At 66.5% G+C, this 11707-nt stretch carries 10 protein-coding genes and 1 pseudogene; 5 read left to right on the top strand and 6 right to left on the bottom strand.

Annotation, left to right across the window (positions count from 1 at the left end):
* Nucleotides 1-81: 81 nt before the first annotated feature.
* Entirely contained in the window at nucleotides 82-537 is a 456-nt protein-coding gene (locus tag AAHG09_RS29180) for an Rrf2 family transcriptional regulator (protein WP_342111395.1), read from the bottom strand.
* A gap of 87 nt (nucleotides 538-624) precedes the next feature.
* On the opposite strand from AAHG09_RS29180, the gene AAHG09_RS29175 reads away from it, so the two are divergent.
* The 4 genes from AAHG09_RS29175 (at nucleotide 625) to AAHG09_RS29160 (ending at nucleotide 4909) form a co-directional block, all read left to right on the top strand.
* Nucleotides 625-1404 carry a class I SAM-dependent methyltransferase gene (locus AAHG09_RS29175; protein ID WP_342111448.1) on the top strand — a complete coding sequence of 260 codons (780 nt, stop codon included), beginning with the start codon at nucleotides 625-627 and terminating at the stop codon, nucleotides 1402-1404.
* A 381-nt stretch (nucleotides 1405-1785) separates the two neighbouring features.
* Nucleotides 1786-2880 carry a catalase family protein gene (locus tag AAHG09_RS29170; RefSeq protein WP_342111392.1) on the top strand — a complete coding sequence of 365 codons (1095 nt, stop codon included), beginning with the start codon at nucleotides 1786-1788 and terminating at the stop codon, nucleotides 2878-2880.
* 202 nt (nucleotides 2881-3082) lie between these two features.
* Nucleotides 3083-4099, top strand: a complete 1017-nt coding sequence (locus AAHG09_RS29165; RefSeq protein WP_342111391.1) for a cation:proton antiporter — start codon at nucleotides 3083-3085, stop codon at nucleotides 4097-4099.
* Nucleotides 4100-4138: 39 nt separating this feature from the next.
* Entirely contained in the window at nucleotides 4139-4909 is a 771-nt protein-coding gene (locus tag AAHG09_RS29160; protein WP_342111388.1) for a cation:proton antiporter, read from the top strand.
* A 99-nt stretch (nucleotides 4910-5008) separates the two neighbouring features.
* Here AAHG09_RS29160 and AAHG09_RS29155 read toward each other — a convergent pair whose 3' ends face one another.
* From AAHG09_RS29155 to AAHG09_RS29140, 4 genes are all read right to left on the bottom strand, one after another.
* Nucleotides 5009-6982, bottom strand: coding sequence for an AI-2E family transporter (locus AAHG09_RS29155; RefSeq protein ID WP_342111387.1), 1974 nt, complete (start codon nucleotides 6980-6982; stop codon nucleotides 5009-5011).
* 308 nt (nucleotides 6983-7290) lie between these two features.
* On the bottom strand, nucleotides 7291-7923 hold the full coding sequence (locus AAHG09_RS29150) for a tyrosine-type recombinase/integrase (RefSeq protein WP_012322182.1): 633 nt from the start codon (nucleotides 7921-7923) through the stop codon (nucleotides 7291-7293).
* A gap of 349 nt (nucleotides 7924-8272) precedes the next feature.
* Nucleotides 8273-8842 (bottom strand): cytochrome b, encoded by a 570-nt coding sequence (locus AAHG09_RS29145; protein ID WP_342111384.1) that lies wholly within the window; start codon nucleotides 8840-8842, stop codon nucleotides 8273-8275.
* A complete protein-coding gene (locus tag AAHG09_RS29140; RefSeq protein WP_342111382.1) occupies nucleotides 8839-9987 on the bottom strand; it encodes an acyl-CoA dehydrogenase family protein in 1149 nt (382 codons plus the stop codon). The genes AAHG09_RS29145 and AAHG09_RS29140 overlap by 4 nt, the downstream gene beginning before the upstream one ends.
* A 235-nt stretch (nucleotides 9988-10222) precedes the next feature.
* On the opposite strand from AAHG09_RS29140, the gene AAHG09_RS29135 reads away from it, so the two are divergent.
* Nucleotides 10223-11542 (top strand): APC family permease, encoded by a 1320-nt coding sequence (locus tag AAHG09_RS29135; protein ID WP_342111380.1) that lies wholly within the window; start codon nucleotides 10223-10225, stop codon nucleotides 11540-11542.
* 38 nt (nucleotides 11543-11580) lie between these two features.
* Here AAHG09_RS29135 and AAHG09_RS29130 read toward each other — a convergent pair.
* Nucleotides 11581-11707 (bottom strand): annotated as a pseudogene (locus tag AAHG09_RS29130) (IS481 family transposase); the annotation flags it as partial.

The following is an 11707-nucleotide window of genomic DNA, read 5'->3' as shown; positions in this document are numbered from 1 at the left end:
TTCGCTATGGCTGTTTCGGAGTTGGTCCGCCGGGAAAGCGGACAGGCTCCTGGCGACCTAATGTAGTTGACAGAAGCAAGACTAAGTGCTTCCCAAAGCAGACCTAGGCTTTTTGACGCAGCACCCTGCATCAAAGTCCCGCGCAAGTTGCGCAAGGCTGACCGACCCTAGCCGCTCGATCAGCAACGCCTCGGCTTCGCGCAGCGTGTCCTCGATCGCCTGATTGACGGCCTTTTCAACGGCGCAGTCGGAGTTTGAGCGGTCGCTACCGATGGCGAAGATGCGAGGGCCACCAACAGCGCGGTGGACGTCGAGCAACGAGACCTCGTCCAGATCCGCGGCGATGCTCCATCCGCCGCCATGCCCCTTATCCGACCTCACGTAACCAGCGTCACGCAGCCCTGCCATCGTCCGCCGGACGACGACGGGGTTCGTACCAAGCATTCGCCCAATGGCTTCAGACGTCATGGGTCCTTCGTGACGCGCCATGTGAAGAAGCACGTGAAGCGTTCGGGAGAGGCGGCTGTCGTTGCGCACGCCCCGATCCTCGTCGGCTGCAAAGGGATTGGCAACTATGCCATATCACGATACTTCATAAGTTACGTGATTTGATGGGCGATGCCGATGCGAGATTTTGAGAACCCCGACCGGTGGGACAAGGTCGCCCTCCACTATGAGAAGACCGCCCATCCGTTCACCGCCCAATTTGCCGAAGCGGCCCTTGCGCGAGTGCCCCTGGATGATCGCGCTCATGTCCTAGATGTTGCGGCGGGCACAGGGGCGCTCACGCTCGCTGCGGCCCGGACAGGCGCACAGGTTCTGGCAATCGATTTCTCGCCCGCCATGGTCGCGCGGATCGCGGCATCCGGATTGTCCAACGTGGATGCGAAAGTGATGGACGGGCAGGCTCTTGCTTTACCTGATGGCAGCTTCGATGCCGTGTTCTCAATCTTCGGCGTCATCATGTTCCCTGATTGGCGCAAGGGTCTCGGCGAAATGGCGCGGGTGACCCGTGCGGGCGGCCGAGGTGTTGTAGCGACGTGGCAGGAACAGGGAGCGGCGACGTTTCTTCTGCTCGGTCAGATCCGCCGCAAGCTGTTCCCCGAACGCGAAACACGCGCGATGCCGGACGGGGTAAGGGCGCTCAGCGATCCCAAAGAGTTCGCCCGCGAACTGATCATCGCCGGGTATCGCGATTGCCAAATCGAGCAGGTGGTCTTCGACTACCAACTGGACGTCGGGATGCTGGATGACCCAGAGACGGTCTTCGGCATCTCACCAGACTGGACAGACTTGAATGACGCGGACAAAACCGCAGTAATCGCAGAGGCACGACGAATGACTGGAGATCGATCGGTGCTCCCCATTCCGTCGACTGCACTGATCGCCGTGGCACAGCGGTAGAAGTTGCGCCGCGTAAAACGCAAAGTACCAACGAGCCATACTGCGTGGGATCCGCCGCCGGAACGTATGTCTGGTTTGGTGAACCACGTTCCACAAGCGGACAGGCAGAAAACCACCGAGAGCCGAAGGCTCGTCAGACGGTAGGCGGTCATCGCACACCCGCGGCCTCGATCCATAATTCGGGGCCAGCCGGCAGACCATGGCGCCGCACCCGGATCCGAAGGCCCTGCCCATACAGTTACCCTTTCGGCGACGGCTGAAGTGGCCTCGTCCATCGAGCCCGACAGCGAAGCTGCGGTGACGACCGTCCCGTTGCATTGAAACGCACGACCGCCTTGCGACCGCGAACAGCCCACTCCCTCAGCTAGAAGTCTATGCCCCATGGCCCAGACGCTCGCCGCGCTTCGTTTCGACCCCGCCTACGAGACCATCGCCGAGGACGAGGCGGAGACGCAGCGCGGCCTCACTGAGACGATGCTGGCGATCCAGCGAAAAACCCATGCCGATACCGGCCACGCCTATCGCTCCGTCCATGCCAAGGCGCATGGCTACCTGCGGGCGCGCTTCGAGGTCCTGCCGGGACTCTCTCCGCAGCTCGCGCAGGGGCTGTTCGCGAGGCCGGGCGGCTATGACGCAATCCTCCGCTTCAGTACGACACCGGGCGACATCCTGGACGACAAGGTGTCCACCCCGCGTGGGGTCGCCCTCAAAGTGCTGAATGTACCCGGCGCACGGTTGCCCGGAAGCGAGGACGAGACCACGCAGATTTATGTGTTCGGCAACTCCCCTTCGTTTCAGATCGGCGACGCCCGGGGGTTCCTGCGTCAGCTGCGGCCGCTGGCCGCCACCACGGGCCGCGCCGAGCCCGTCAAGATCGGACTCTCGGCCGTGTCACGCACGGCCGAGGCGGTTCTGGAGAAGGTCGGACTGAAGTCGGCGACGCTGACGACCCTGGCGGGGCAAGCCGAGACGCATCTGCTCGGCGACAGTTTCTACTCGCAAGCCGCGCTTCTACACGGCGAGTATTTCGCCAAGCTGGCGATCTCGCCCGTCTCGCCCGAACTCGTCGCCCTTTCTGGGCAGGCCATCGACCTCGCCGGCCGACCCGACGGCATCCGAGAGTCCGTCGCGGCCCACTTCAGGGATCACCCGGCCGTCTGGGAGTTGCGCGTACAGCTGGCGACGAGCCTGGACTCCATGCCGATCGAGGACGCCGCCGCGATGTGGCCGGAGGACGAGAGCCCCTATCGCCCGGTCGCGCGCATCACCGCGCTCCCCCAGGAGACATGGTCCGACGCCCTGCGTCAGCAGGTGGAGGACCGCCTGGCATTCAACCCCTGGACGGGCTTGGCCGCGCATCGGCCGCTCGGCTCGATCATGCGGGCGCGTCGCCCCGCCTACGCCGCCGCCCGTGCTTACCGTGCCGAGAACAACGCCGTGACGATCGAAGAGCCGACGCGTCTCCCTGCGGGGTAGGGCCCGGTCAATAGGAGCTGCAAGATGGCTCGGCGTGGCTGGGGCGCCGAAGGGAACCGGGATCACGCACCGAGATTGTCGCTATCGCACGGCCAAGCCTCAGCCTGTCCGGGCGAGCGGCGTGGCCCGCGACGTCCCTCGCACCTGAAACCCGGTTCGGACGCCCGTGGGCATCTCCGGACATTCGACCGGAGTCTTGCGCATGGAACACGGACTGACGACGGCCGTGCTGTGCGTCGTGGGCGGTGGGATCGCCGCCCAGGTTCTCGCCGCGCGTCTGCGCATCCCCGCCATCGTGCTTCTTCTCGGGTTCGGATTCCTGGTCGGGCCCATGCTCGGCCTGTTGCACCCAACCCGGGACTTCGGGGAAAACCTCCGGCCGCTGATCGGGCTCGCGGTGGCCATCGTGGTGTTCGAGGGCGGCCTTGCCCTCGATTTTCGCGAACTCCGGGCATCCGGCGAGGGCGTGTTACGGCTCACCGCCTTCGCCCTCCCCGTGAACTTCGTCCTCGGCACGGTCGCGGCCCATCTGGTCGGCGGGATGATGTGGGGGCCTGCGGCGGTCTTCGGTGCCATCCTCGTCGTGACGGGTCCCACGGTGATCCTGCCGCTGCTGCGTCACGCGCGTCTGGAGCGGCGCTCGGCTGCCTTCCTCAAGTGGGAGGCCATCATCAACGACCCGGTCGGAGCGATCCTCACGGCGGTCGTGATCGAGATCCTGGTCGGCGTGCCTCACCAGGCCGGGGAGAACCCTGTCGTCGCACTCACGCTCCATCTCGCCGAGGGCGTGATGGTGGCCGTCGCCCTCGGCGTGGGCTCGGCCTTCCTCGTAGCCTGGGCGTTCCGGCGTGACCTCGTGTCCGAGACCCTGAAGACCCCGGTGCTGCTCGCACTTGCACTCATCGCCTACGTCGTCCCGAACCTGTTCATGCACGAGGCGGGACTGATCGGCGCCACGGTCTTCGGCATCGCCCTCGCCAACCGGCATCTGCCGGGCATCGCGGAGCTGCGCCGGTTCAAGGAAGCCCTGGTCGTCCTGCTCGTGTCCTGCCTCTTCGTAGTGCTGACGGCCGACCTCGACCTCGGGGTCCTCGGCAAGTTGTCCCTGCCCATCATCGGCCTGACCGCCGCCATCGTGTTCCTCGTCCGACCAGCCGCCACCTGGCTGGCGACGCTGAACAGCGACCTATCGCGGCGGGAGCGCATCTTCGTCGGCTAGATCGGGCCCCGCGGCATCGTCGCGGCGGCCGTCGCGGGTGTGGCCGGCCCCCGCCTCACCGAGGCGGGATACCCCGGCGGCGATCTCATTCAGCCGACCGTGTTCGCGGTCATCGTCGCGACGGTGATCCTGCACGGCTTCTCCCTGGGGCCGCTCTCCCGCCGCTTGAGCCTTTCCGCTGCGGCCGAGAGCCAGCGGCTCGCCGTCGTCGGCGCCTGCCCCTGGGCGACCGCCATGGTCATCGCACTCCACCGTGCGGGCGTGCCGGTCATTCTCATCGACACCTATCCCGGCGCCTTGCACGCGGCGCAGGAGGCCGGTGTCCCGACGCTGCAGGCCGAACTCCTGTCCCGCCATGCCGAGGAAGGCCTCGCCGACCATCCGCCGGACCATCTGCTCGCCGCGACCCGCGACGAACTCTACAACGCCCTTGTTTGCACCAGGCTGGCCCCCGAGCTCGGCCGCGAGCGCGTGTACCAACTCGCTCCCTCGGCCGACCACCTCCTGCACGAGGATACGGGCGTGAGTCGGGACGCCCGCGGGAAGGTGCTGGGTGAGGGCAAGGCCGACTTCGACACCCTCGCGGGACACCATGATGCTGGCTGGCAGTTCGAAGTCGTTCCTGCGCAATCGGCTTCAAAGTTGGATACGATACGCTTGCTGATCATCAAGCCGGATGGCGCGGTCGAATTCATCTCCGTCGATCACGAAGAAGCCGCCATCGAGGCGGGCGATCGCCTGCTGACGTACGCCAGACCCAACCATTCGCGCCACGAGTCCGCCGCGATGCATCCCCTGGCTACTGCATGACGGCCGGCCCTCTAAGATCCTGCGGGATCGGTGGAGCAAGCCGGAGCTTGCTCCGGCGCACATGGTGCAGATTCCGGGGGCGAATCCCCCGGCGATCGGTCAAGCCACCCGTACGACGGTGGGTGAACCCTGAGACGGCGAGGAGTCGGTTGCGACCCTCAGGCAGGTATCCACCGCGTCGCGCAGCGACGAAACGTAGGCGTCCGCGCCGACCTCCCGGCCGAGCGCCGCGTCGGTGAGCACCTTCTCGCCGACCGGCCATAGCCCCACCAAGATGGGGATACCCGGTGCGCGCCGCTTCAACCGCTCCAGCAGGTAGCGCAGATGCGAAGGATTCCCGGTGATGTCGAGGTACGAGATGCACACCATCGCCACGCCGGCGAGGTCGAGCTCGCGGATGCCCTCGCGCGAGGCGGACTGGTACGAGGTCACGCGCGCGCCGAGCCCGTGCTTGCGCAGCAACTGAGCCAGCATCGCCGAGGACGCTTCGTCGAGGGGCCCGCGACCGGCCAGACACAGCACCGGTGCCTCGCCCCGCCATGCCTCCGGAAGGGCATCCCGGGGCGGGGCCTGGGCCGGCACCGCCTCGGTCTTCGGGTGCGCGCGTTCGGCCAGCGTCGGGGTGTCGGATGGGTTCACCGCCTTGTCATCGACGGCCGGCTCGACATCGTCGTGTCCTTCCAAGTCCTCCATTAGGGAACGGGCCGAGGCGCGGATGTTCTCTAGCTGGGCGGGGGTGACGACCCCGCGGGCGTGATCGTTGGCGGCGAGCTGCAGTCCCTTGAGCGCCACCTCGTCGTAGTAAGATGACAGGGAGCGGTCCTTCAACATGCCCTCGGCGACCTCCCGGACCTCGTCCGGGTCGCCGGCAAGCATGCGCTGATAGAAGTTCTCCACCGGCGTCAGCGGCGGGCGATCACCGAGCAGCACGTCGAAGAACTCCAGGCTGTCCACGTGCCGTCCGAGCACGACCAGGCAGACAGTGAACGGGGTCGCCAGGATCAGGCCGATGGGCCCCCACAGGAAGCCCCAGAACAGCGTCGAGACGATCACCGCGAAGGGTGAAAGCCCGGTGGAGTGGCCGTAGAGCAGCGGCTCAACTACCTGCCCGAACACCGGCTCGGCGATCAGGAACAGAGCGGCGGTCGCGATCACCATCGACCAGCCCGGATCGACCGCAGCGGCTAGCGCCACCGGGAACACGCCCGAGACGATGGCGCCGATGTACGGGATGAAACGCATGATCGCCGACAAGACGCCCCAGAGCAGCGGGTTGGGCACGCCGATGAACCACAGGCCGACGCCGACGATGACGCCGAAGGCGGCATTCATGCCGAGCTGCGCCAAGAAGTAGGTGCCGAGCCGACCTGCGGCGTCGTCCATGGCGATCGTGGTGCGGTGCAGATCGCTCGACCCGAACAGACGGATCATGCGGTTGCGCAGGTCTTCCCGCTGCAGCAGCAGGAACACGACGACGACGAGGACGATGCCCACGTCGGTCAGTGGCGAGACGACCGGGCCGAGGACCTTCTCAGCCAGCGCGAGAGGCGAGGGCTCGGGCTCCTGCACCCGCACGAGTTGCGCCTTCGGCGTGTCGCCCGACGGTCCGGTCTCGGCCGTGGTGCCGGCGGCGTCGGCCTTCTGCGTGACGTCCTGGACCTGATGGTTGAACTTCTGCAGGAGCTTGTTCGCTTCGCCGAACCAGCCCTGCTGCAGGCCGGCGAACTTCTTCTGTACGGTCGTTTGGTACTGAGGCAGGTTGCCGGCGAGCCCCGCAACCTGGGTTCCGATCACAGCCCCGATGCCGCCGAGAACTCCCAGCGCCAGCAGGACGGCGACGATGACAGACGGCACGCGCCCGAGCTTGATCCGGCGCAGCAGATTGACCACGGGTGCCAGCACGAAGCTGAGCAGGATGGCCAGAACGAGAGGGACGAACACCTCGCGGCCGAAGTACAGTGCGGCTACCAGCACGACGCCGACGGCGAGTGTCAGAAGTCCGCGCAGGCCCGGCACGAGGGGCGGAGGCACCTGGGCGGGCGGCTTCAAGGCGTCCGGCACAGCGGTTGGCATACGCAAACTCCCTGCTGCCTGACACCGACAGCTTCCCCATAACGTCGTTACCCTCGGTTCGTCTCCCGTAAGGTCCGGCCGGATGTGCGATGGATCTCGGATTGATGCATAGCCCGCAACACAGAAGAGAACTTTCGACTGGCATCTTCCTCGCCGATCATCTGTCGATGGTAGGGGGCGTTTGGCGCGGGCGGTCGGCAAGGTCCGCTTCAGGGTTATCGCGTCCGCCCCCTGATTGACCGAGATGGGCGCATTGCTGCTGGGCTGGTTTGGAAGCCCCTCGACACTGTAGCCGAGGGGCCAAACGCTCAAATCTCAGTTCCTTCGGCCAGGGTCAGGGCATCCTCGACGTCAACACCGAGGTATCTGACCGTGCTCTCGATCTTGGTATGGCCAAGTAGAATCTGAACCGCCCGTAGGTTGCCGGTCCGCTTGTAGATCAACGACGCCTTCGTGCGGCGCAGGGAGTGGGTGCCATAGTCCTCGCTGCGCAGCCCGATGCCTGCGACCCACTCATCGACCAGGCGCGCATACTGCCGGGTACTGATGTGCGTGACGCCGTCGAGCCTGCTCGGGAAGGCATAGTCGTCGAGCGTACCACCCCTGGCTTCCAGCCATGTCAGAATGCTGGTTCGTGCAGGTTCGAGCAGCTCGAACTGGACCGGCCGGCTGGTCTTGCGCTGGATGACGATGGCCCGGCTACGGACGCGACCACCGCTGATCAGGTCGCCGATCTTAAGCTTGACGATGTCACAGCCACGCAGCTTGCTGTCGATGGCGAGGTCGAACATAGCCCGGTCGCGTGTACGCCGTTCGCGGTCGAGCCAGAACCGGATGGCCCAAACCTGCTGAGGTTTGAGGGCGCGCTTGGCGCCGAGCTTGCGGCCAGCGTTCCAGGCTGGCCGCCCCTTCGTTGCCGGATCGTGTGCTGAGTGTCCCATCGTCTGTCTCCTCGCCGGCCCATGCCGACGAGGCGAAGAGACACCCGAACGAAGGCTCTGAAGATGGGGGCGTATGCGGACGTTCCGCTGGCGACCCAACCCAGCCGTACACGAACGCTTAAGCGATCACCGAAAGCGGAAGTGTTTTCCGCCGCCGCTCCAGCTGACCTGACCGGCTAGCTTTGGACCGGGCTGATTGAGAGGATCATGCCTGCACCCCGGCAGTAGATGACCCTTCGCCGACTTCGAGCCTCTCAGCTGAGGGGCTGCTCACGGGTTGGAAGCGGACGCGGCGTGGTACGGCATCCCGAAAGCGCCATCTCCCGACTGCGCCGCTGCTTCGACCTCTTCATGTCATCCGCGCGAGTACGTCCTCCTTCCGCAGCTTGCGGTGCAGGAAGGCCATGACGACGTGGCCGGCCAACACCGCCAAAAGCGTGAAGGCCAGCCAGTGATGGAGCAAATCACCGGGGGCAACCATCCAGGCGATCTTCTCGTCGCGCCCGGGCATCACCGGGATGCCGTAGGGCGTAAACGGCTTGCCCGAGCCGTATTGGCGCAGCAGCGCGAGGCCCGGCACGACGACCATCAGCGCGTAGATGAGAAGGTGGCCAGCGACCGCGGCGCGACCAAGTCGCCCCGGATGTGGCGGGCGCCGGGCCATGTTCGCCAAGCCCCAGGCACCGCGCAGCAGCGCGAGCACGAACAGGGTGAAGCCCAAGGTGAAGTGGCTGCCGCCGACGATGCGCGTCACCGCGTTGTCGCCGGTGACGACGTACAGCAGCGCGCCTGCGAACTGCCACGCGAACAGCGCGGCCATCAGCCAGTGGAACGCACGGCTGACGCGGCCGTAGCGGCTTGGTGTATCGAGCCACCCGTCTCTAACCGGGGCTGCGTCGGTACCGCTGGCCGCGCTCATGCAATGGTCCCGTCCCACAGGTCCCCGGCCATGCCTCCGGCCCTGAGGATCTCCTCGGCGGCCGTAGTGAGGGCCCGGTCCGGCCCAGGCTGACGCAGGTAGGTGGCAAGGTCGCGAGACAGCCGCTCCAGAGGGTGCGTTCGCAGGAATCCTTGCAGGCCGACAGAACGCTGGGCGAGTTGCAGCACTTCAAGGCCGGCTTGTTCGACCGCTAGCCGTGCCAGATTGACGAGTGCGACGACGCGCTCCGGCGGAAGGATGCCCTCGGAAACCGTCTCCGCAGCGCGGTTCACCCACAGCCTGGCCCCTTCAACCGCGATGGCACCCTCGCCGAGACGCGCGAGCTGGTGTGGGTCGCCGCCGCGGCCGGTCGCGGCGAGATGCCCCCGCCAGGCGTCGAACACAGCCTCGATGCCTCCGACCTGCACGGCCGCGAACCGCCACGCGCCGCCTGAAAAATCTGGCTGACGGAAGTAGTCGTCCGGGCCGCCCAGAACGTCCTCCGCCGCCACGGCGATGCCGCCGAAGTCGAGAGTTCCTGTGGCCGAGGCGCGCATGCCGTGGGCCCGCCACGCCGACAGGTCGCTCCGGGTCCCGGGCTTCAGGGGCACGACCAGCATCAGGGTTCCAATTCCGGCCTGACCGCGGCACGTCACGAGCGCACGGGTGACGTAGCCCGCCCCAGAGGCGAATGTTTTCACGCCGCTGAAGCACATGCCGTCAACGCCATCCTGCAGGACGAGGCCGCCCTCGGTCGGCTCGGTGTTCCAAACGCCGAACAGGTGGCCAGCAAGAGCATCTGCGAACAGGCGCTCTTGCTGGCCGGCGTCACCGTGCCGAGCGATGAGCTGCAACGCGTTGACATGACCCTCGTAGAGCCGCCCGAGGGCGAGGCTGCCGTATCCCACCAACCGCAGCACCGTGGCGAGCCCGGAGGCTCCCGACTCCTCACCGAGATCAGCACCGCCAGCCCAGGGCGGGACGGGCGCCGCGAGCAAGCCCAGATGTGCGAGGTCGGCGACGTCTTCGGCTGGGAAGCCGTCGTCGCGATCCTGCGTTTGCGCGCGCTGCGCCGCCGACTGTGACGCCGCGCGTGCCGCGGCGACGGCGTCGAACGTCAGGTCGAGCGGCGTGCGCTGATCCATGGTGTTCTCCCGCGAAGCCGCGACAAGCGCCATGCTCGCGCTCTATCGTCGGCGAACGGCCGCTGCCGGAAGATATTCGAGTCTCCCGGTTTACGGTCCATCACGGCGTGCGACTTAATCGACGGTTACGCAGCGGCCGGTCACTCGGTTTGTCACATGCGCAGCACGGGCTGTTGCTCACTCGACTTCTCGTGAGCAGGCGCATCAGCGCGATGGATCCCGGCAGGTGGAAGAGATGACAGACCGACCGACGGCCACCGGAAGGTTGCCGGCTGTCACCACGCTGACGGCGACGGCCATCGTGGTGGCCGACATGATCGGCGTCGGGGTCTTCACCAGTCTGGGGTTCCAGGCCCGGGACGTCACGTCCGGCTTCGCCCTGGTGCTGCTGTGGGTCGTCGGCGGCGGCGTCGCGCTCTGTGGGGCGCTCTGCTACGCCGAGCTCGCCACGATGTTTCCCCGCTCCGGCGGCGAGTACAACTTCCTCTCAAACATGTACGGCCCGGCGGTCGGGTTCATGGCGGGCTGGCTCTCGGCCACCGTTGGGTTCGCTGCACCGGTGGCGCTCGCCGCTATGGCGTTCGGGCGGTACGCCGAGGCTGTACTGCCCGGCGCGCCTGCACTTCCGCTCGGCCTCGCTTTGATCTGGATTGTCACGGCCATCCACCTGCGTGGCTTGCGCCACAGCAGCGTGTTTCAGGTCGTCTTCACGCTGCTGAAGCTCGCTCTGATTGTCGTCTTCGTCGGGGTGGGCTTCGCCCGAGGCGGTGGCCAACCCATCAGCTTCGCCCCCAGCGCGTTCGACCTCACGCAGATCGTCAGCGCCGGCTTCGCGGTCAGCCTGGTCTTCGTAATGTACGCCTACTCGGGCTGGAACGCCGCGACCTACATCGTCGGCGAGCTCCGCGATCCACATCACAGCCTGCCGCGGGCGTTGCTAGCCGGGACGGGGGCCGTGGCTGTGCTCTACGTCGCCCTGAACGTGGTGTTCCTCTACACCACACCGCTGACGGAGCTCGCCGGCCAAGTCGAGGTCGCCCTGATCGCCGGGCGTCACGTGTTCGGTGAAGCGGGTGGCCGCCTGGTCGGTATCTTGATCTGCGCCGGCCTGATCCCGACGATCAGCGCGATGATGTGGATCGGTCCCCGCGTGACGGTGGCGATGGGCGAAGACGTAGAACCCTTGCAGGTGTTCACGCGCCGCTCGCGCAACGGCGTACCGACTGCCGCCATCCTGCTCCAAGGCGGCGTCGCCAGCCTTCTGCTCCTGACGCAGAGCTTCGAGGCGGTGCTTGAGTTCGTCCAGTTCGGCCTGATCGCCTGCTCATTCCTGACCGTACTCGGCCTGATCAAGCTCCGGATCACCCGGCCCGACCTGCCGCGGCCGTGCCGGACCTGGGGCTACCCGTTCACGCCGCTGGTCTTCCTCGCGGTCACTCTGTTCATGATGGTCTATCTCGTGGCGGTGAGACCCTTCCAGTCCCTGGGGGGGTTGCTCATGATGCTGGTCGGCCTCGTGCTGTACGCAGCCGCCAAGGCGCGAACGCGGCGCTGAGCCTGACGGCCATGCTCCCGCGATGTGATCGCTGCGCTCTAGATGTTTGGTCCCAGCATTTGGTGGAGCGGGTCTGACCTGAAGCGGCTGGGCTCGGCCGACCATGCCTTGCATATGGCTTCGTAGGGCGTGAGGCCGCGCAAGGTCTTGAGGCGGCGGGCGAAG

Source organism: Methylobacterium guangdongense, from assembly GCF_038442355.1.
GTDB classification, from domain to species: Bacteria; Pseudomonadota; Alphaproteobacteria; order Rhizobiales; family Beijerinckiaceae; genus Methylobacterium; species Methylobacterium guangdongense.
This window is presented reverse-complemented; position numbering and strand designations above follow the sequence as displayed.